Source organism: Chryseobacterium subflavum (genome assembly GCF_055762745.1).
Genome location: NZ_JBVTMR010000001.1, coordinates 1,134,135 through 1,153,880 on the forward strand (window position 1 = coordinate 1,134,135; position 19,746 = coordinate 1,153,880).

General features: G+C 35.8%; 20 protein-coding genes. 14 read left to right on the plus strand and 6 right to left on the minus strand.

Features of this window, described 5'->3' with window-relative positions; translation table 11 throughout:
* Positions 1-91: 91 nt before the first annotated feature.
* A complete protein-coding gene (locus AC0INN_RS04785) occupies positions 92-391 on the minus strand; it encodes a hypothetical protein (RefSeq protein WP_172283282.1) in 300 nt (99 codons plus the stop codon).
* Positions 392-531: 140 nt separating this feature from the next.
* On the opposite strand from AC0INN_RS04785, the gene AC0INN_RS04790 reads away from it, so the two are divergent.
* The gene (locus AC0INN_RS04790; RefSeq protein WP_273647819.1) at positions 532-1,095 is read left to right on the plus strand and encodes a DNA-3-methyladenine glycosylase I; all 564 of its coding nucleotides are present in this window, start codon (positions 532-534) and stop codon (positions 1,093-1,095) included.
* Positions 1,096-1,127: 32 nt separating this feature from the next.
* On the plus strand, positions 1,128-1,970 hold the full coding sequence (locus AC0INN_RS04795; protein ID WP_273647820.1) for a hypothetical protein: 843 nt from the start codon (positions 1,128-1,130) through the stop codon (positions 1,968-1,970).
* A gap of 43 nt (positions 1,971-2,013) precedes the next feature.
* Here the strand turns inward: AC0INN_RS04795 and AC0INN_RS04800 are convergent, their stop codons facing one another.
* The gene (locus tag AC0INN_RS04800) at positions 2,014-2,868 is read right to left on the minus strand and encodes a nucleoside phosphorylase (RefSeq protein ID WP_172283279.1); all 855 of its coding nucleotides are present in this window, start codon (positions 2,866-2,868) and stop codon (positions 2,014-2,016) included.
* Positions 2,869-2,875: 7 nt separating this feature from the next.
* A complete protein-coding gene (locus tag AC0INN_RS04805) occupies positions 2,876-3,343 on the minus strand; it encodes a hypothetical protein (RefSeq protein ID WP_172283278.1) in 468 nt (155 codons plus the stop codon).
* Positions 3,344-3,539: 196 nt separating this feature from the next.
* On the opposite strand from AC0INN_RS04805, the gene AC0INN_RS04810 reads away from it, so the two are divergent.
* The 3 genes from AC0INN_RS04810 to AC0INN_RS04820 all read left to right on the plus strand — a co-directional run bounded on the left by AC0INN_RS04810 (position 3,540) and on the right by AC0INN_RS04820 (position 8,796).
* A complete protein-coding gene (locus tag AC0INN_RS04810; protein ID WP_273647821.1) occupies positions 3,540-5,393 on the plus strand; it encodes a cytochrome-c peroxidase in 1,854 nt (617 codons plus the stop codon).
* Positions 5,394-5,692: 299 nt separating this feature from the next.
* Positions 5,693-7,840, plus strand: coding sequence for an alkaline phosphatase PhoX (locus AC0INN_RS04815; protein WP_273647822.1), 2,148 nt, complete (start codon positions 5,693-5,695; stop codon positions 7,838-7,840).
* Between the two features lie 56 nt (positions 7,841-7,896).
* Entirely contained in the window at positions 7,897-8,796 is a 900-nt protein-coding gene (locus AC0INN_RS04820; RefSeq protein ID WP_273647823.1) for a leucine-rich repeat domain-containing protein, read from the plus strand.
* Position 8,797: 1 nt separating this feature from the next.
* Here AC0INN_RS04820 and AC0INN_RS04825 read toward each other — a convergent pair whose 3' ends face one another.
* The gene (locus AC0INN_RS04825; RefSeq protein ID WP_306612030.1) at positions 8,798-9,121 is read right to left on the minus strand and encodes a translation initiation factor; all 324 of its coding nucleotides are present in this window, start codon (positions 9,119-9,121) and stop codon (positions 8,798-8,800) included.
* 195 nt (positions 9,122-9,316) lie between these two features.
* On the opposite strand from AC0INN_RS04825, the gene AC0INN_RS04830 reads away from it, so the two are divergent.
* The 6 genes from AC0INN_RS04830 (at position 9,317) to AC0INN_RS04855 (ending at position 15,389) form a co-directional block, all read left to right on the plus strand.
* The gene (locus AC0INN_RS04830; protein ID WP_306612032.1) at positions 9,317-10,252 is read left to right on the plus strand and encodes a DUF2268 domain-containing putative Zn-dependent protease; all 936 of its coding nucleotides are present in this window, start codon (positions 9,317-9,319) and stop codon (positions 10,250-10,252) included.
* A gap of 244 nt (positions 10,253-10,496) precedes the next feature.
* Positions 10,497-12,047 (plus strand): 2,3-bisphosphoglycerate-independent phosphoglycerate mutase, encoded by a 1,551-nt coding sequence (gpmI, locus tag AC0INN_RS04835; RefSeq protein WP_273647825.1) that lies wholly within the window; start codon positions 10,497-10,499, stop codon positions 12,045-12,047.
* Between the two features lie 155 nt (positions 12,048-12,202).
* Positions 12,203-13,180 carry an acyl-ACP desaturase gene (locus AC0INN_RS04840; protein WP_273647826.1) on the plus strand — a complete coding sequence of 326 codons (978 nt, stop codon included), beginning with the start codon at positions 12,203-12,205 and terminating at the stop codon, positions 13,178-13,180.
* Positions 13,181-13,271: 91 nt separating this feature from the next.
* Positions 13,272-13,703: a BT0820 family HAD-type phosphatase gene (locus AC0INN_RS04845; protein WP_172283266.1), complete on the plus strand. Its 432-nt coding sequence runs from the start codon at positions 13,272-13,274 to the stop codon at positions 13,701-13,703.
* A 109-nt stretch (positions 13,704-13,812) separates the two neighbouring features.
* The gene (gene map / locus AC0INN_RS04850) at positions 13,813-14,622 is read left to right on the plus strand and encodes a type I methionyl aminopeptidase (RefSeq protein WP_273647827.1); all 810 of its coding nucleotides are present in this window, start codon (positions 13,813-13,815) and stop codon (positions 14,620-14,622) included.
* Positions 14,622-15,389, plus strand: a complete 768-nt coding sequence (locus tag AC0INN_RS04855; RefSeq protein ID WP_273647828.1) for a class I SAM-dependent methyltransferase — start codon at positions 14,622-14,624, stop codon at positions 15,387-15,389. Before map ends, AC0INN_RS04855 begins: the two co-directional genes overlap by 1 nt.
* A 58-nt stretch (positions 15,390-15,447) precedes the next feature.
* Here the strand turns inward: AC0INN_RS04855 and AC0INN_RS04860 are convergent, their stop codons facing one another.
* Positions 15,448-15,774: a DMT family transporter gene (locus AC0INN_RS04860; RefSeq protein ID WP_273647829.1), complete on the minus strand. Its 327-nt coding sequence runs from the start codon at positions 15,772-15,774 to the stop codon at positions 15,448-15,450.
* Positions 15,775-15,935: 161 nt separating this feature from the next.
* The gene (locus AC0INN_RS04865; protein ID WP_273647830.1) at positions 15,936-16,499 is read right to left on the minus strand and encodes a Crp/Fnr family transcriptional regulator; all 564 of its coding nucleotides are present in this window, start codon (positions 16,497-16,499) and stop codon (positions 15,936-15,938) included.
* A 304-nt stretch (positions 16,500-16,803) separates the two neighbouring features.
* Here AC0INN_RS04865 and AC0INN_RS04870 point away from each other — a divergent pair, with 304 nt between their 5' ends.
* The 3 genes from AC0INN_RS04870 (at position 16,804) to era (ending at position 19,686) form a co-directional block, all read left to right on the plus strand.
* Positions 16,804-17,805 carry a LacI family DNA-binding transcriptional regulator gene (locus tag AC0INN_RS04870; protein WP_306612039.1) on the plus strand — a complete coding sequence of 334 codons (1,002 nt, stop codon included), beginning with the start codon at positions 16,804-16,806 and terminating at the stop codon, positions 17,803-17,805.
* Between the two features lie 33 nt (positions 17,806-17,838).
* Positions 17,839-18,735 carry a carbohydrate kinase family protein gene (locus AC0INN_RS04875; RefSeq protein WP_273647832.1) on the plus strand — a complete coding sequence of 299 codons (897 nt, stop codon included), beginning with the start codon at positions 17,839-17,841 and terminating at the stop codon, positions 18,733-18,735.
* 75 nt (positions 18,736-18,810) lie between these two features.
* Complete coding sequence (gene era / locus AC0INN_RS04880) at positions 18,811-19,686, plus strand: GTPase Era (RefSeq protein ID WP_172283251.1); 876 nt, start codon at positions 18,811-18,813, stop codon at positions 19,684-19,686.
* Positions 19,687-19,746: the final 60 nt, after the last annotated feature.

A 19,746-nucleotide genomic window follows, 5' to 3' on the forward strand; every position in this document is an offset into this window, starting at 1 on the left:
TGTAGCGATAATTTGTGTTTAGAACATAATAAAAAAACGGAGCCTTATAAAAAGGTTCCGTTTTTTTGAAAATATTTATATGACTGAAATTTTAATTGGTTTTTTTATTCCATTCCGCTTTTACATCTTCAGCCGCATCCTTGGTTTTTTCCCAGGCTTCATCTGCCTTATCCTTGATGTCTTCCCAAGTGTCAGAAATATTAGCTTTTACCCTGTCAAGCCAATCTTCCTGACTAGCTTCTTCGTCATTGTTTCTTTTTTCATTGATATAATCCCTAGCTTTGTCTGCTAAATCATTAATTTTCCATTTCGCATCGGTCGCTGCATTTTTTAAAGAGTTTTCTGTTTTATTTACTGCGTCCTCTGCTTTGTTGTAATCCGAATTGTTCATAACATTTATTATTTAGTGTTGTTTATAGTAAAACAATAACCATTCCTAAAATCCGGCTCTGTTGTTAAAATTTTCATAATCTTTTGTTATAGTTTTCTAAATCCGTTTTATCTTTAAAGGGATAAATACAATCTTGAAATATGGAAAAAATACGTTGTGGATGGTGTGAAAAAGATGATCTGTACAGGAAATATCATGATGAAGAATGGGGGAATCCTGTTTATGATGATCAAAAGATTTTTGAATTTCTGATTCTTGAAAGTTTCCAGGCAGGATTAAGCTGGTATACTATTTTAAGCAAAAGAGAACATTTTACGAAGGCTTTTGATGGCTTTGATTATAAAAAGATTGCAAAATACCAGGATAAAAAAATTGAGGAGCTTATGCAGAATTCCGGCATTATAAGAAACAGGCTGAAAATTTTAGCAACCGTCAACAATGCACAGAAGTTTATGGAAGTCCGGAATGAATTTGGAACTTTTTCCGAATATATCTGGGGTTTTGTTGGTGGTGAACCTATTGACAATAAGCCCAAAAGCTTGGAAGATGTTCCAGCCACTACTGAAATTTCCGATATTTTATCCAAAGACCTCAAGAAAAGAGGTTTTAAATTTATGGGATCAACGGTAGTATACGCCCATATGCAGGCGACCGGTATGGTAAATGATCACATCGAGAACTGTTTTCTGAGGTTGCAATCCTGATACAACAACAAAATTATATAAAACTAAAAACGATGAATAGAATTTTACTTATGGCAGGTCTGATCTGCGCAAATTTAATGTTCGGGCAATCCAAGAAGTCACTTGAAAAGAGGCCTTTTATTCCGGTTGAAATCACTAAAACTGATGGTTCTACCGAAAATATTTTGTTAAGAGATATTTATTTCCCCAAAGCTGAATCCTTTATGGGGATTGTAGCACAAAATAAAAATAAATCTGTTTTTGAGAATGAACAATTATTTGAATACAAAACTTCTGAAGCGTCGGAGATCAAGAAAATAGGGTATCATGATATTCAAAAAATAAAGGTAGTAGATAAGTATGATGATGAAGTTATAGGTTATGAAAAGCTGAGCATTAAAAAAGTGAGTAAGGATAATGATGTGAAAGATAAAAATTATACAGCCATCCTTCCCATTCTTTACGATGGTAAAATAGATATTTACGGGTATGAATATACAGTTTGTGGCAATGGTATGGGATGCATGTACGCAGGCACGATTATGTATATTAAAAATGACAAATCAGATTTTGCCGTAATGCCTGTTGATGTGGATGAAGTTTCATTGTTTAACCTGGGAAGCCTCGATGAAAAATTAATTAATGCTTTTAAATATGCCGGTGGGGATTGCCCTGAATTTGTAAAGTATCTGGATAATCTTTATATAAAATTACAGGACAGGGATTTTAGGAAAAAAATGAAGCAGGACATTAAAGACAATTACCAAAAAGCGATTGATGAATCTAAAAGTCTTGATAAAAAAGATAGATTCAATTATGTTACACGAAAAAGATCCGAATATGATATTAAAATGTTTGTGAAGATCATCAATGAATATGAAAAGAATTGTCCATAAAACAAAAGGATTTCAATTTTGAAATCCTTTTGTTTTTTTCTTATTATTTGATTATTCTCTCCAATACCCATTCAATAAGGTTCTTTTCCGATGCATGGTGATCAGAGGAAAATTCCCCACGTCTTCTGTTGGCTATTACATTATTTACGGTAATTGCTTTGTGTCCCAATAGCTTTGAAAATGCATAAATTGCCGAAGTTTCCATTTCGAAATTAGTAATGCCAAGTTCGTTCAATGTCTCCAGGAATTTATCATCCAGGGATTTCAGACGAAGTTGTCTGCCCTGTGGAGCATAGAATCCAGGGAATGTGGCGGTATTTCCATGATATCTGGCATCTTTGTAGTATTCAGCAATATCTTCAGCCCAGTCAGCAAAATAAAGCATTGGCTTAATTTTCTCATAAGGGAACTTTTCGATAAAGTTCTTTGAAAAATCATTTTCAAAATGGTAATCCTTATAAAAGTGCATAAGACCATCCAAACCTACAACATTTTGGGTTACCAGCATATTGTCCACCTGTACATCTGGATTCACGCTACCGCATGTTCCCATACGGAAAAGTTCAAGCGCCTTATGTTCAGTTTTAATTTCCTTATTTTTAAGGTCGATATTAACCAGGGCATCCAGCTCATTCATTACAATATCGATATTCTCCGTACCGATTCCGGTGGACATTACTGAAATTCTTTCACCGCGTAAAATTCCTGTATGGGTATAGAATTCCCGTTTATTCTTTTTAATCTCTACTTTATCAAAATACTGAGATACTTTCGGAACCCTGTCAGGATCACCAACCAGGATAATTTTATCCGCAATATCTTCAGGTAAAAGGTTTAAGTGGTAAACACTTCCGTCATCATTTAGTACCAGCTCGGAAGCTGCAAGTTTATTTAGCATATTATGTTTATTTTTTTATGTCAATGAAAATGGCATCTTTATAAGGAGAACTTACAAGCTCATAAATAGAACCGTACTCTTCTACGATCCTTTTCTGGCCATTGAAAACTTCGTAAACGGTTACTGTTGTTTTTTCAAAGTTTTTAGGATCTTTTCTCTGGGAGGTAATTTCATAAAAATGATTATCTTTTTTCAAAACAGAAACCAGCTCTTCTTTAGTTGAATTATTCGAAGACATCATTCCCGGAAAATCCATTACAACATCTTTTAATTCGGTATAAGTTTTATAAGGTTTGGTCTCGCCGTTGGAGTAAACGTAAACTTTAGGTACGGCCTGATCCTGTACCAGACGGATCAGGTAATAATCATTACCCTTTTTTTCTGCATATACTGCCATTTCCTGACCTAATTTCTGGGCAAAAATCCCAAATGAGAAAAGACTTGCTACAAAAGCCAGTAGTAATTTTGTTTTCATAATGATATTTCGTTTTTGATTAGTTGTAAATATATAAAATCCTCATCCCATTAATCTCACATCATATTTTAAAAAGAACAGGCAGTATATCCGGCTTTTCAGTATAATGAATTTGGTTTCGGGGTTTAAAATTAATAAAAATTCATGAATTAAAATATAAACATTATTTAATCCAGATTTAAAACTGAGATAATGTATGATGATTACATTTGCCGCTAAAAATTTCATGAAATACTCTTTACTGCTTATTATTTTAACTTTCGGTTTTGCAATCATGTCATTTAATCCTACAGATAAAGGGACGAAAAATGAAAATACTTTTATCAATAACGGGTTAACCGACTTTAAAAATAAGCTTGAACAGTTGAAAAGAGATGTTTACCTGTTTGGGGATGACAAAATATCTCTTGAAGATCTGCAGAAATCATTGAGTACTACCCGAAACTCTTTTAAGGAAATAGAATTCTATATTGCCTATCATTACCCTGAATTCACAAAAACCCATCTTAATGCTGCTCCGTTATTTCATATTGAGGCAGCCGGAACGTCCGCCTATACTTTGCCCCCGGAAGGATTACAGGTTTTGGATGAACTGATTTACTCGGAAGAGGCAGCTGAACAGAAAGAGAAAATAAAATCCATTACTGATTTTTTGTACAATAGTTATTCTAACTTTTATTTAAGCTCGGTAAAAAACGGATTGAGCAAAGGTGTCAATAAAACATTACCGCTCCGCATTGAGTTAATAAGGATTTATAGCTTGGGAGTTACAGGCTTTGATACACCCGGTTCTTTAAATATTTCTGAAGAGGCAGCGTATGCGCTTTTGGGAATAAAAAAATACATTAATGATGATCCTTATTTCAGGAATTATAATATTCAGAAAGCAAATACCATTCTTTCTGATGCAACCGGATACCTGGCAGTTAATAAAAATTTTGAAACATTTGACCGCATTGAATTTTATAAAAAATACATCCAGCCTCTTTATGAAGAATTTGGAAACTGGGACGGAAGAACGGATGACCTCAAGGCGTTTTCGGGATGGAATGTTCAGAACAAAAACTTTTTCAGCAGCGATTTTCTGGATCCCTATTTTTATACTCTTTTAAAGGCTTCTGAAGATAATCCTGAGCTTAAGAAACTGGGCAAAGAAATATTCTATGACCAAAGTGTAAGTGGAAATGGGAAAATGAGCTGCGCTACATGCCATTTGCCGGAAAATGCTTTCACAGACCTTAAAGGAAAGTCGCCAAGTAACGTTGAAGGAAAAACCGTGTTGCGGAATTCTCCTTCTTTGTACAACGCGGTATTTGCTAAAAGATTTTTTTACGATATGCGTGCTTTTTATATCGAGCAACAGGCAGAGCATGTTATCTACAATGAACAGGAATTCAATACGAGCTATGAAAGTATTATAAAAAAATTAAAGGAAAAACCGGAATATAAAAGAGCATTCCGTGCAGCATTTAAAGATGGGAAGATCAGTAAAGAGAATTTCTCCAAAGCATTGAGTTCATATGTAGCTTCCCTTTATTCTTTTGAAAGTGATTTTGATCGCTTTATGAGAAATGAGAAAGAAATCTCAGATGATGCTAAAAAAGGATTCAATTTATTCATGGGAAAAGCCAATTGTGCAACCTGTCATTTTGCCCCTCATTTCTCAGGATTGGTTCCTCCCTTCTATAATGAGAATGAATCGGAAGTGTTAGGGGTTACAAAAGCGCCGATCAGTAAACTGCCTTTAGAACTGGATTCTGATTTGGGAAGAGTGAAAAGCCCGGTGAAAAAAGAAAATTCCTGGATCTATGAAAATTCTTTTAAAACCATGACAGTAAGAAATATTGCGCTTACAAAGCCTTATTTTCATAATGGAGCATTTAATACTCTGGAAGAAGTGCTGGATTTTTATAATGAAGGAGGAGGCGAAGGTCTGGGGTTAAAAATAAATAACCAGACTTTACCAGCGGATAAACTTAATCTTACCGAAACTGAAATGAAGCAGATCATTGCATTTCTAAACGCTCTGACGGATGTAAGCAAAAGATAACAGGGAAGTGTTTATAATGAGCGGGCTAAGGCTTATTTTGATTTAATAAATGAATTTCGAAACTCGAAATGATCGTGCTATACTTAAAAAGTAATCGTATTAAGTTCAATATTCCACTTATATGGTAATTATCACATAACCACGAATTTCAAATCCTGCATCATATTTAACACAAACTTAATTCACTTAACATTGGGTTTTTAATTTTGTAACATTGCTGATACTTTATTTAAAACTCTATTAATAGAGGGCTGGTGATAAAAAAATAGTTTTGCAACATCTAATAAATCGAAATTATTATGAAGAAAAAACTACTAACAGTTGCAGCTCTTGCACTCGTATCAGGTTCTGCCCTTCAGGCACAGACCTTTGTTTTCAATAAAAATTCCTCATGGAGGTATATCGACAACAACCAGGCGCAGGTTACCCAGTGGAAAGATACCAATTTTGATGTTTCTTCCTGGTCTACAGGAAACGGTCCGTTAGGATATGGTGATCCTGTAACTACCACTATTAATTCAGGTCTTACTGCAGCTTATTTTGCAAAAGATTTTAGTGTTAATCTTGCTGATCTTTCCGATACTATGGAGTTAGGAGTGATGAGAGATGACGGTATTGTTGTATACCTTAACGGACAGGAAGTAGTAAGGGACAATATGCCTACCGGAACTATCGCTTTTAATACACCTTCTGTGACCACAATTGACGGTGCTGCAGAGAATGTATATAATGTTTTCTCGATTCCAAAATCAAAATTTGTTAACGGAAACAACAGGATATCCATTGAACTGCACAACAGAAGCGGACAAAGCTCAGACCTGAGAATTGATGCTTATTTAAAAACGGTAAGCGGAACAACGAACCCTGTTGGTTGTAATGCGGCTCACATCAGTTGTTTCACTTCTATTGTTCCTACTTCACAAACCAATAAACTGATCATCCCTGCCGAGCATAAATATCAGCTTATTTTAAAAGAAGGGGATGCCTATACACAAGGAGGTGGATTAGTAGGTGGACAGAATGATTTTACCGCTTATGTCGCTAAAAACTCCAGCTCAACCGATGGTTATCTTTCAGTAAACCATGAAACAAATCCAGGTGGAGTTACGATGGCTGAAATCAATTATAATGCTTCAACGAAGCTTTGGCAGCTGACAAAATCCAGAGCTGTGGATTTCTCTACACCAAGCCTTGTACAGACGATCAGAAACTGTTCAGGAGGTATTACTCCTTGGGGAACTGTGGTTACAGCTGAAGAATCTGTAACCTCAAGTGATACCAATGCTGACGGATATAAAGATTATGGTTGGTTGGTAGAAATTGATCCTGCAACGGCTCAGGTAATTTCACAGAATGCGGACGGTTCTAAAGGGAAATTATGGCAGATGGGTATAATGAATCACGAAAATGTAGTGATCAATAATGCAGGAACGACAGCTTATTATGGTGAGGATGGAGGAACCCATCTGGTTTATAAATATGTAATGGATACACCCAACAACCTTTCATCAGGTAATCTTTATGTACTGAAACTGGATCAGGGATTAAGCAGTACAGGAGATCCGGTAGTAAATACAGCAACATGGATCCAGGTACCTAATAAGACAAAAGCAGACCAGAATAATACAAATAACCTGGCTTTTTCATTAGGAGGTACAAAATTCAACGGAATAGAAGATGTGGATATCAGCCCATTGGATGGGAAGATTTATTTTACTGCAAAAGGTTTAAATAAAGTATATCGCTTACAGGATAACGGAACTACCGCTTCTCAAGTAGAAACGTTTGTCGGAGGGCTTTCTACTGTATATTCTTTCAATACGGCACAAGGGATCAAATCAGAAGCATGGGGAGATGGGAATGACAATCTTACTTTTGATGAACTTGGGAACCTTTGGGTGTTACAGGATGGAGGAAAAAATTATATTTGGGTAGTAGCTCCGGATCACACTCAGGCGAATCCTAAAGTGAGACTTTTTGCTTCTATGCCGGCAGGTTCTGAGCCTACAGGACTTACCTTTACTCCAGATCATAAATTCGGATTCTTTTCGATTCAGCATCCGGATGCGACAATCTCTACAGATGTGGATGCCACTGGAAATACAATTGACTACAGAGGAAAATCGGCCACCATTGTTGTCGCTCTTAAAAATAATTTAGGACAAAACGGTACTTTGGGAACAATTGACGCTAAAACGGAAAGTACAGTTAGTGTAGCTCCAAACCCGACGTCAGGAATTGTGAAGATCAATTCTTCTAAAGGCTTGAAAGATATTTCTGTAACAGCCTACAGCATGGATGGTAAAATTGTATTCACAAAGAAATTTACAGGCTCTCATACTGCGTTGGATTTAGACTTTACATCCCAACTTGAAGCTTCCCGTGTTTTGATCGTAAATATCGAGGCAGAAGGATTCCAGAAAACAGTAAAAGTAATAAAGAAGTAATGTATTAATATTCAGTTGCTGCCGGTAATTCTGTTATCGGCAGCTTTTATCTATCTATGAAAAAACTTTCCTTATTGATTATTCTGTTCGCACTGAACTACAGCTATGCACAGATTGATCCGGTAAAATATCCTACCTACACGACTATCGAAGATGCTTTAAAAAGTGAAAAGCCGGTATACAGTATGAGTTTCAGAGGTAAAGGTTTATTTAATCTTCCTTCTGATATAAGAAAATTTACTTCCCTGTTCTTTCTTAATATCATGGGAAATAATCTGGAAAAGATGGATCCTCAACTATTTGCTTTGAAGAATCTGGAGATACTGAATGTCAATGAAAACAGCATCAAGTTTATTCCGGATGAAGTAGGAGAGCTTACTCAATTGAAAACCCTTTCAATGAATCTGAACAGCCTGACCTCTGTTAATCCTAATATTGCCAGGTTACAGCAATTGAAAGTAATTCATCTCGATGCTAATAATCTGAATGTTTTCCCGGAAGCCTTAACGGAAATTCCGGCATTGGAGGAAATTAATCTCCAGGATAATCAGATCAGCTTTATTTCCGAACGTCTGAATCAAATTAAAAATTTAAAATACCTGAATCTGGCAGCGAACCAGATCAATGATCTTGGCAATCTTGAATTTCCCAAGAATCTGAAGTATCTGGAATTACAGCAAAATGCTATTTCCAAACTACCTGAATCCCTTTTTCAATCAAAAAATCTGGAGTTCCTTAACGTGAGCCAGAATAATATTCAGGAAATTCCGGCAAAAATAAAAGGATTGAAAAATGTGGTAAGTATGAACTTTGCAAACAATAACTTAAAAGACCTGCCTAAGGATATTTCTCAGCTGAAAAATCTTAAAACATTGATATTAACGGGGAATCCTATGGATAAGGCTACCATTGAAAAATATAAGAAATTGCTACCTGATACTCAGATCTATTTCTAAGCTATCCGCCAACCCTTTTCGTTTTATAGCCCATATCTTTAAGAATCTCCATAATCTTATCTCGGTTATCCCCCTGAATAATGATCATCCCATCTTTTTCCGATCCTCCGATCCCTAAAGTGGTTTTGATCTTTTTGGAGATTTTTTTCAAATCTTCTTCACTTCTTTCCCAGCCTTCAATCACTGTAACGGGTTTTCCATTTCTTCCTTTTTTTTCAAACTTGCATATCAGGGGTTCTTTCTGCTTGAATTTTTCTTCAGGCATTTCAAAATCCTGCTCTTCATGGTCAGGAAAAAGGTTCTTTAGTTGATCTCGTAAATCCATAAAGCAAAATTAAAAATAATAATTAATACCTCGCCGCAGATTTTTCATAATCATAAGCAAAAAGTATTCATTCCAATAGTATATGCCGTGAATGCCTATTGATTTAAAGCAAAAAACTTTTGTATTCCACATTAAATACAAAGGCGATTTTCATATTTTTGGAATTCATAAAATACACTCAACTAAAATGAGATCATGAAAATAAAAACAAGGACCATTCTTATAGCATTCACTTTAATTTTTGCAGGGGTAAATGCTCAGACAAATTTTTCCACAAATCCTCTGGATGCTGTCTTTGAAACAAGAGATACTGATAAATTCTGGAAAGCTTTTGATCAGATAGAAACATCAAAGAAAAATCCTTTTGCAGATTATGTAAAAGACGGATCTCCCGGAGTAAAAGGTTTTATGGAATTCAGGATCATCAATGCCGATTCTTTATATTCAAAAGTAAAAAAGAAGAGGGAAGATTATTTAAAAAGCCGGAATGTACTGAGTGGGATCAATCAAAAAGAAAAAAGGACAAGGGCAATTTACAGCGCTTTAAAATATTGGTATCCCGAAGCTAAATTTCCACCCGTATATTTTGTCTATGGAAGATTTAATTCCGGAGGAACGACTTCTAATGATGGTATTATAATTGGCACTGAAATGCTTAAAAATCTGGATGGCGTTACGGGGCTTATTGCTCATGAATTGATTCATTTTCAACAAAATATTATGGGAAATGACATGCTGCTAAAATATACCTTGCTTGAGGGAGGAGCGGATTTTGTCAGCGAATTGATATCTGGTGAAAATATTAATGTAAAAGCATTTCAATATGGTGAAGCACATGCTGATCCTTTAAAAAAGGAGTTTGTCGCTTTATTAAAGGGAAACAGTGCTACGGACTGGCTTTATGAAACCAGTAAAAAAGATGACCGTCCTAATGATTTAGGATATTGGATGGGATATAAAATTTCAGAAGCCTATTTTAATAAACAAACAGATAAGCATAAAGCAATCCATGATATATTGAATATCAAAGATCCCTTGTTATTTTTGAAAGAAAGCGGTTTTTTAGATCAATACATCAAAGAATACACAAAGAAAGACCACAAAAAGTTTGAAGACTTTTTTAAAGCGTAAACTGTAAACGTTTGAATATTTGAATTGGTGAGAGTTCATACAAGTATAATGCTGTTCATAGGAATAGAGATTGAGCAGCCACCATTATTATTAATGAGAATCTTATTGAATTTCAAAATCCGTTACTGTAAAAAAATCCATTGTTTAAAGAGAAATAAATAAAAGCTTTAATAAAAATTTAAGTCTTTAAAAGGATCAGTTTCATTGGAAAATAGGTAAATTTGTATATTAAAAGTTACAAAAAATGTCGAAAAAAGCAATACTGGCCATACTTGACGGATGGGGACTGGGAAAAAATCCTGAAGTTTCAGCACTTGATAAAGCCAATACACCATTTATAGATAGTTGTTTTCATAAATTTCCACACACCACACTTGAAGCGAGCGGTACTGCAGTAGGTCTTCCTGCAGGACAGATGGGGAATTCAGAAGTGGGACACATGAATCTTGGAGCAGGAAGAGTGGTTTACCAGAATCTTGTAAAACTGAATATGGCTGTAGAAAATGGTACCCTCGGGGAGGAAAAAGTTATTCAGGAAGCTTTCGAATATGCTAAAAGGGAAAATAAAAAAGTACATTTTATCGGATTGGTTTCCAATGGAGGAGTACATTCCCATATCAATCACTTAAAAGGTCTTTTAACGGCGGCTAAAAATTTCGGACTGAATGAAAATGTTTTTGTCCACGCTTTTACAGACGGTAGAGACTGCGATCCGCATTCAGGATTGGGATTCATCAAAGAACTTGATGAACATATGCTTGCTACGACCGGAAAACTGGCAACTATTGTCGGAAGATATTACGCCATGGACAGGGATAAGAGATGGGAAAGAGTGAAATTAGCTTATGATGCGTTAACAGAAGGCGTAGGACTTCAGACAACTGATGCATTGGCAGCAATCAAGCAGTCATATGATAATAATGTTACCGATGAGTTTTTAAAGCCGATTATCCTTATGAATACTACGGAAACAGGTAATGTGGTTCCTGTAGCTAAAATTGTGGATAATGATGTGGTTATTTGCTTTAATTTCCGTACCGACCGGGGAAGAGAGATCACAGAAGTTCTGTCTCAGAAAGATTTTCCGGAATTCTTTATGCGTAAGCTGAATCTGTATTATGTTACCCTTACCAATTATGACAAGACCTTTAATAATGTAAAGGTAGTTTTTGATGAAGAAGTTTTACAGGAAACGATGGGGGAAATCATCGAAAAAAACGGTAAAACGCAGATCCGCATTGCAGAAACAGAAAAATATCCTCACGTTACTTTTTTCTTTTCCGGTGGTAGAGAGAAAGAATTTGTAGGGGAAAAAAGATTGCTTTGCCCAAGCCCTAAAGATGTTCCTACTTATGATCTTAAGCCTGAAATGTCTGCCTATGATATTACCAATGCTATTGTTCCGGAACTGGAAAATGAAACTGCGGATTTTGTTTGCCTGAACTTTGCGAATACGGATATGGTAGGACATACCGGAGTATTTGAAGCTGCTGTAAAAGCTGCTGAAACGGTAGATAAGTGCATTGAGAAAGTGGCTACTACAGCTTATGAACATGGTTATGCCGTCTTTATCCTTGCAGATCACGGGAACTCAGATGTCATGATCAATCCTGATGGGACACCAAATACACAGCATTCCACGAATCTGGTACCGCTTATTATAATGGATAAGGACCGTACCTGGAATTTAAAACCGGGGAAATCCGGAAAACTGGGCGATGTAGCTCCGACTATTTTAAAAATAATGGGAATAGACATTCCGGAAAGTATGACAGGAGATGTTTTAGTAAACTAAGATTACCAATAAAAAATAAAAAATGCCGTTACATTAATAATGGCATTTTTTATGATATATGTCATACATATTATGAGAGACATAAGTTATTATGCTCTAAATAATAAATAAATCCTATCTTTGTATATTAATTATAATAAATCTAAATAACTGAAATGTATCAAACGCTGGTAAGGAAGGAAGTGATGAGTATTCTAGAAAAGGAAGTAAGTTCTTTTCTGGAAAAGTTTTTGACGCCAATTGAAAAAATATGGCAACCCTCAGATTACCTTCCGGATCCGTCAAGTGAAAATTTCAAATATGATTTAGAAGAAATTCAGACCTTCGCTCGTGAAATGCCTTATGACCTTTTTGTAACCCTTATCGGTGACTGTATTACAGAAGAGGCTCTACCATCCTATGAATCTTGGTTAATGGGTGTAGAAGGTATTGATCAGGAAGAAAAAGTAGGCTGGGCCAATTGGGTAAGATCATGGACAGGTGAAGAAAACAGGCATGGTGATTTGCTGAATAAATATCTTTATTTATGCGGCAGGGTTAACATGAGAGAAGTAGAGATTACGACTCAGTACCTGATCAGTGACGGTTTTGATCTTGGAACAAGTATGGATCCTTACAGAAACTTTGTATATACAAGCTTCCAGGAAACAGCAACTAATATTTCGCATAGAAGGGTAGGTACTTTAGCTAAACAATCCGGAAACGGGAAATTGGCAAAAATGTGTGGAGTGATTGCTGCAGATGAAGCAAGACACGCTAAAGCATATAAACATTTCGTTGCAAAGATCCTTGAGCTGGATCCGTCGGAAATGATTCTGGCATTTGAAGATATGATGCGTAAGAAAATTGTTATGCCGGCTCACTTAATGAGACAGTCAGGACAGAAAGCAGGTGAGTTATGGGGACATTTCTCAGATGCCGCACAAAGATGTATGGTGTATACCGGTCAGGATTATATCAATATCATGAGAGATCTGCTTGACGAGTGGAAAATAGAACACATCAAAGGTCTTACTGAAAAGGCTGAAAAAGCACAGGAATACCTTATGAAGCTTCCGGCGAGATTACAGAAAATTACAGATAGAGTTTCTACTCCTGACTTACAATTCCAGTTCAGTTGGGTGAAAAGTTAGGTATGGAATACTTAAAAAATAAAAGTAAGAGTGCTAAGTGTTTTTGGCACTCTTTTTATTTCTTATCTTTGCACAGCTAAAAACGCAGAAAATGTTAAATAATAAAAAAATTGCTGTAGACTTCGACGGAACCATCGTTGACGATGCTTATCCGGGGATCGGAAAAGCGAAGATCTTTGCATTTGAAACTTTAAGAAAACTTCAATCCGAGGGTTACAGGTTAATTCTTTGGACATACAGACACGGAAAAACATTAGATGAGGCAGTAGAATTCTGCAAGAAAAACGGAATAGAATTTTATTCTGTAAACGGTAGTTTTGAAGGGGAAGTTTTCGACCCTGAAACACAATCCCGAAAAATAGATGCAGACTGGTTTATTGATGACAGAAATTTAGGTGGTTTTCCGGGATGGGGAGAAATCTATAATATTATCCACGAAAGGATAGAATTCCGTGTGGAAGGTAAAGAAGTTTTAGCATACTCCAAACTTAAGAAAGAAAAGAAAAAAGGCCTTTTCTGGTAAATTAATAGATATGAGAAGGAGACATTAGAAATTAGATTTTTGCATGTCTTTTATTAAGATTAAATCATTAATCTAACTTCTAAAATCTACTATCTAACATCGTATAAAAATGATTCAATTAAAAACAATAGACGAGCTTCGTCTTATGAAACAAAGTGCTCAATTGGTTTCCAAAACATTAGGAATGTTAGCGAAAGAAATCAAACCGGGAATTACGACTTTGTATTTAGATAAATTAGCCCATGATTTCATTAAAGATCATGGAGGAGAACCGGCATTCTTAGGATACGGGGGATTCCCCAATTCGCTGTGCATTTCTCCGAATGAACAGGTGGTTCACGGCTTTCCCAATAATGACATTATTAAAGAAGGAGATGTTCTTTCTGTAGATTGTGGGGCTGTTTTAAATGGCTTTGTGGGAGATCACGCGTATACCTTCGAGATAGGGGAAATGAAGCCTGAGGTTAAGAAACTGTTACAGGTTACCAAAGAATCCCTTTATAAAGGAATTGAACAATGCATCCGTGGAAAAAGGATTGGAGATATTTCTCATGCAATTCAGGCTCATTGTGAAAAAGAAGGCTATGGAGTGGTAAGAGAGCTTGTAGGGCACGGATTAGGAAGAAAGATGCATGAAGATCCTCAGGTTCCGAATTATGGCAGACAGGGAAGTGGAAAAGTGATCAAGGATGGTCTTGCCATTGCTATTGAACCTATGGTTAATCTGGGAACTGAAAAAGTAAAATTCCATAATGACGGATGGACGGTAACTACCCTTGACAATCAGCCATCAGCACATTTTGAGCATGATGTGGCTGTGATCAACGGGAAACCTGTATTGCTATCTACTTTCAAATACGTATATGAAGCATTAGGTATTCAAAGTGATGAGGAGAAGCCTTTTCAAATGGATTTCTAATGAAAAAAGTAACCAAGCTTTTACTGAATACTATTCCGCGTCCTGCGCTTATTACGATGAGCATCTGGGCAAGGCCGCTTATCTACCAGTTTTTTAAGGGAGATGAATTTTTCGATCCTATTGATGGAAAATCATACCGTAAGTTTCTTCCGTATGGCTATGGAAAACAAAGGGAAAATGCTTTATCTCCGGGAACATTAAGTCTGGAAAGGCATCGTCAGATGTGGTTATACCTTCAGAATGAAACCGATTTTTTTATTAAGAACTATAAAGTTTTGCACATCGCTCCTGAGCAGGAATTTTTGAGAAAGTTCAAAAGGATGCGCAACCTGGATTATATTTCTGCTGATTTATATTCTCCTATTGTAGATGTGAAAGCAGATATCCTGAACCTTCCTTTCGCTGATGACAGTTTCGATATTGTTTTCTGCAACCATGTATTAGAGCATATTGAAGATGATGCAAAAGCAATCAGTGAATTATACAGGGTAATGAGACCGGGAGGATGGGGGATTTTCCAGGTACCCATGAAGAATTCACTGGAAAAAACCTATGAGGACTTTACCATAAAGGATCCTAAAGAGCGGCAGAAACATTTCGGGCAGTATGATCATGTACGTTGGTATGGAATGGATTATTTCGACAGGTTGAAAAAGGCCGGATTTGATGTTGATATCAATTTCTATTCACAAAAGTTTACCGAAGAAGAAATTAAAAAATACGGATTAAGATACAATGAGATCTTACCTGTTGTTTTCAAAAAATAAATAAAAATGTCTACACCATAATGTAGACATTTTTATTTGGTTAAAGATACAGCTTTAATTAGTGAGATGCTGCTTTCAATCCGATGATGGAACCAATCAGCGTTGACAAGAAGAATATCCTCCAGAACGTTACCGGATCCTTAAAAAAGAGCATTCCCATTAAAGCAGTGCCTACTGCACCAATCCCCGTCCATACAGCATATGCAGTTCCGATAGGTAAAGTTTGCGTTGCCTTGATTAAAAGAAGCATACTAATGGTCATGGTAACCAAAAAACCGGCAAACCAATAATACATTTCTGATCCTGACGTTTCTTTTGCCTTTCCAAGACAGGAAGCAAAAGCTACTTCAAACAACCCTGCAATAATTAAAATAATCCAGTTCATTTTTTTATTTTTTTCTGATGCAAAGTTCTGTATTTAAAGGGGAAAATAATTTTACAAATGTTAAAAAATGATGCTCCAAAGTTTTTTGTGATCTAAGATAGTTTTAGTAGGTCAAAATTTTTATGATATGTCGTACTTTAAAATGCTGAATTTATACAGTGTTACTTGATTTCAGCACGGATTCTGCTCAGACTTACCTGAGTAATTCCGAGATAAGAAGCAATGTGTCCCAACTGAACCCTTCTCAAAAGATTGGGTTTGTCACGCATCAGGTCTTTGTAGCGTTCGGTAGAAGTTTTGAACTGTCTGGATATAATTAACTCTTCTGTTTTTACAAGCTCTCTTTCCGCAAACTTACGGCCCCAATTGGCAATATAGATGTCTTCATTGAAAAGTTTTCGGAGATATTCTGTTTCTAATCGGTACAACTCACATTCTTCCAGCAGCTCGATACTTTCATAACCCGGTTTATTCTCTACATAACTTTTCATGGAGACGATCGTTTCTCCTTCACTGCCAAACCAGAAAGTAATATCATTATCCTGGGTGGAGGCATAGGCACGAACAATTCCCTTTTTAATAAAATAAACATAAGGAATGATTTTATCTGCTTCCATAAGGCAAAATCCTTTGGGATAAGCTGCTTCAGTAATATGAGCTTTAAGCTTTTCCCGTGAAGATTCAGGAAGAATCAGTAAATTATCGATGATTTCGTCTATAGTCATGAAGGCAAATTCTAATCAGTCAAAATTATTTGTTTTTACTGATTTAATGAAGATGTTATGGTTAATTTTTACATTTGCGATCTTTAAAATGAGTAAATCGCAAAATACTATTCTGGTCAATTAGGATTAAACAGCTGAGAAATAATGAAAATAAGATTTGTATATTTCTGATCTATAGTTATATATAAGATAAATTTGTGATTTTTCAAGAAATTATGGGCATCTGTAATTTGATATAAAATAAATTCTGTTTTTATTTCATTTTTAGTAAATATAAAATATTTTTGTACGCCAAATAAACAAAATGAAGAGAGCTTCCATCAAAGACATTGCAAGAATTGCCGGAGTTTCCGTTGCAACTGTTTCTTATGTGATCAACAAAAAGGAGGGAAGCAGAATCAGTGAAGTAACCAGGAATAAAATTCTGGATATTGCAGAAGAAATCAATTATACACCCAATAAGATTGCCAGAAGCTTAAAAATGAGCAAAAGCAAGTTAATAGGTCTTATTGTTCCGGATATTTCAAATGATTTTTATTCCAATATTGCGCGTTGTATAGAAAATGAAGCCATGAAGCTGGGGTATACCATACTTATCGGAAGTTCTGATGAAAATCCTGATAAGTTTAAAAAGCTTACGGAGCTTTTTTCTCAGCAACAGGTGGACGGAATGCTTGTAAGTCCTGTAGCAGGCTCTGATGATATCATTAAGAAACTGCTAAAGGACGAATATCCTATTGTGTCTATTGATTATTATCTCGAAAATGTTGAGCTTCCCGCAGTAACGCTGAATAATTTTGAAATTTCCGGGCAGGTTTTCAACTATCTGATGGAGCATAAATTTGATGAATTGATCTATGTGGGATACAATACCCATCTTCCGCATTTGCTTGACAGACAGCGAGGGTTTGAGAGAAAAATCAAGGAACACGGTATTGCATCAAAGAAAGTGCTGGTAGAAATGGGAAATGTTACCTCAAAAGTTCATGCAGGATTAGATGAACATCTTAAAATAGGTGCAGGAAAAACAGGATTATATTTTTTAAACAATAAAATAGGAAATGCAGGATTGCATTATCTTGTCAAAAATAATATCAGGGTTTCTGAAGATGTTTCTGTCATTGCTTTTGATGAAACCGATGCCTACAATTTATTTCCTACAGAAATTACCTATATAAGACAGCCGTTGGAAGAAATGGCCAGACAAGCTGTAAAACTCCTCGATGAACAAACAAAAAATTTCTCTGAAAAGGGAGAAACAGTAGTTTGTGAAGCAGAATTAATTATAAAAAAATCAGTCAAATAAAAAATTTAACCTATATATTAAACGTTTAACCTAATGAAAAAAAATAATCAGTATGTAGTATGTTTCGGAGAAGTTCTTTGGGATATATTTCCACAAGGATCCAGAGCTGGAGGAGCACCTTTTAATGTAGCTTATCATGTTTCTAAAACGGGAATTGATGCGAAGGTACTCAGCAGAATAGGGAACGATGATCTTGGTAACCAGCTGGTCAGTCAGATCAAAAACTGGGGAATGACAACGGACTATATTCAGGTCGATGCTGATAAACCAACGAGTACCGTTGTAGCTACTATTGATGAGGATAATGAAGCCAGCTATGAAATTATTAATGAAGTAGCCTGGGATTATATAGAAAACCTTCCGGAGCTTACTGAGTTGGTATCTCATGCCCAGGCATTTATTTTCGGAAGTTTATCCGCACGGAATAAAAAAACAAGAGAAACTCTTTTTAAGCTTTTGGAACATGCAGAACTTAAAATATTTGATGTCAATTTCAGACCTCCTTTCATAGAGGTACAGCTTATTAAAGATTTGCTTCATCAAGCTGATATTGTAAAGATGAACAAAGCAGAAATGAGACAGATCATCGATTTTCTTAATGAAGAATATATTGATGAAGATCAGAGTGCTGCTTTAATTCAGGATCATTTTAAGATTAAGGAAATAGTTCTTACCAAAGGAAGCAAAGGTGCCAGGTATTTTAAAGGGACAGAAAGCTATACCTGCACGGCTGTTCCGATCACCATTGCAGACACTGTAGGAAGCGGAGATTCTTTTCTGGCGGGATTTATATCCAAAAGAATACAGCAGGAAGCTCCGGAAATCATTATGAAAGAAGCTGTTGCATTAGGAGCATTCATTACGTCAAAAGAAGGGGCATGTCCGGAGTATGAATATGAAGAATTTCAAAAGTTCAGAGACCAGCATTAAAGACTTAAATCTTTAAAATTTATCCTAAAGACCAGTTTTCTTTTACTAACTTTGCAGTCCGTAATATAATTTTTTATGCACAAATCAGGATTTGTAAATATAGTTGGAAAACCTAATGCAGGAAAATCAACGCTCCTTAACCAGTTGATGGGAGAGAAGCTTGCGATTGTAACGCAGAAGGCACAGACAACACGTCACCGTATTTTTGGAATTTATAATGAAGAGGATTTACAGATAGTATTTTCCGATACTCCCGGGGTGTTGGATCCTAAATATGGTCTTCAGGAGAAGATGATGGATTTTGTAAAGGACTCTTTACAGGATGCCGATGTATTTTTATTCATTGTAGATGTTACAGATAAAGCGGAACCTTCGGAATTTCTCATTGAAAAACTGAATAAAATTCCGGTTCCGGTTTTACTTTTATTAAATAAGGTAGACCAGACCAACCAGGAAGGTCTTGAAAAGCTGGTAGAAGAATGGCATAACAGGATTCCTAAGGCCGAAATTTTACCGATTTCTGCATTAAATGCCTTTAACACGGACGTTATCCTTCCAAAGCTAAAATCGATGCTTCCGGAAAACCCGCCTTATTATGATAAGGACCAGTATACAGATAAGCCGGAACGTTTTTTTGTTAATGAGGCAATCCGTGAAAAAATCCTTTTGAATTATGAAAAGGAGATTCCTTATTCCGTAGAAGTGGTTACCGAACAATTTAAAGAAAAGGAAGGAATCATTTTTATAGACTCTATTATCTATGTGGAAAGAGATACCCAAAAAGGGATTATCATTGGCCACAAAGGGGAAGCAATAAAAAAAGTGGGTACGGAAGCGAGAGTGGATCTAGAGAAATTTTTCGATAAAAAAATTCATCTGAACCTGTTCGTAAAAGTGAAAAAAGACTGGAGAAAAAACGACAGGGATCTAAAGAATTTTGGGTACAGATAAACTAAAACATCAATAATCATCGTTGTATAGAAAGATTTTACTATCTTTAAACTAAATTTT

What these genes read in the sequence shown, in the direction of transcription:
- AC0INN_RS04785 (WP_172283282.1), bottom strand. Translation starts at nt 391, where the DNA reads ATGAACAATTCGGATTACAACAAAGCAGAGGACGCAGTAAATAAAACA.
- AC0INN_RS04790 (WP_273647819.1), top strand. Translation starts at nt 532, where the DNA reads ATGGAAAAAATACGTTGTGGATGGTGTGAAAAAGATGATCTGTACAGG.
- AC0INN_RS04795 (WP_273647820.1), top strand. Translation starts at nt 1,128, where the DNA reads ATGAATAGAATTTTACTTATGGCAGGTCTGATCTGCGCAAATTTAATG.
- AC0INN_RS04800 (WP_172283279.1), bottom strand. Translation starts at nt 2,868, where the DNA reads ATGCTAAATAAACTTGCAGCTTCCGAGCTGGTACTAAATGATGACGGA.
- AC0INN_RS04805 (WP_172283278.1), bottom strand. Translation starts at nt 3,343, where the DNA reads ATGAAAACAAAATTACTACTGGCTTTTGTAGCAAGTCTTTTCTCATTT.
- AC0INN_RS04810 (WP_273647821.1), top strand. Translation starts at nt 3,540, where the DNA reads ATGATGATTACATTTGCCGCTAAAAATTTCATGAAATACTCTTTACTG.
- AC0INN_RS04815 (WP_273647822.1), top strand. Translation starts at nt 5,693, where the DNA reads ATGAAGAAAAAACTACTAACAGTTGCAGCTCTTGCACTCGTATCAGGT.
- AC0INN_RS04820 (WP_273647823.1), top strand. Translation starts at nt 7,897, where the DNA reads ATGAAAAAACTTTCCTTATTGATTATTCTGTTCGCACTGAACTACAGC.
- AC0INN_RS04825 (WP_306612030.1), bottom strand. Translation starts at nt 9,121, where the DNA reads ATGGATTTACGAGATCAACTAAAGAACCTTTTTCCTGACCATGAAGAG.
- AC0INN_RS04830 (WP_306612032.1), top strand. Translation starts at nt 9,317, where the DNA reads ATGAAAATAAAAACAAGGACCATTCTTATAGCATTCACTTTAATTTTT.
- gpmI (WP_273647825.1), top strand. Translation starts at nt 10,497, where the DNA reads ATGTCGAAAAAAGCAATACTGGCCATACTTGACGGATGGGGACTGGGA.
- AC0INN_RS04840 (WP_273647826.1), top strand. Translation starts at nt 12,203, where the DNA reads ATGTATCAAACGCTGGTAAGGAAGGAAGTGATGAGTATTCTAGAAAAG.
- AC0INN_RS04845 (WP_172283266.1), top strand. Translation starts at nt 13,272, where the DNA reads ATGTTAAATAATAAAAAAATTGCTGTAGACTTCGACGGAACCATCGTT.
- map (WP_273647827.1), top strand. Translation starts at nt 13,813, where the DNA reads ATGATTCAATTAAAAACAATAGACGAGCTTCGTCTTATGAAACAAAGT.
- AC0INN_RS04855 (WP_273647828.1), top strand. Translation starts at nt 14,622, where the DNA reads ATGAAAAAAGTAACCAAGCTTTTACTGAATACTATTCCGCGTCCTGCG.
- AC0INN_RS04860 (WP_273647829.1), bottom strand. Translation starts at nt 15,774, where the DNA reads ATGAACTGGATTATTTTAATTATTGCAGGGTTGTTTGAAGTAGCTTTT.
- AC0INN_RS04865 (WP_273647830.1), bottom strand. Translation starts at nt 16,499, where the DNA reads ATGACTATAGACGAAATCATCGATAATTTACTGATTCTTCCTGAATCT.
- AC0INN_RS04870 (WP_306612039.1), top strand. Translation starts at nt 16,804, where the DNA reads ATGAAGAGAGCTTCCATCAAAGACATTGCAAGAATTGCCGGAGTTTCC.
- AC0INN_RS04875 (WP_273647832.1), top strand. Translation starts at nt 17,839, where the DNA reads ATGAAAAAAAATAATCAGTATGTAGTATGTTTCGGAGAAGTTCTTTGG.
- era (WP_172283251.1), top strand. Translation starts at nt 18,811, where the DNA reads ATGCACAAATCAGGATTTGTAAATATAGTTGGAAAACCTAATGCAGGA.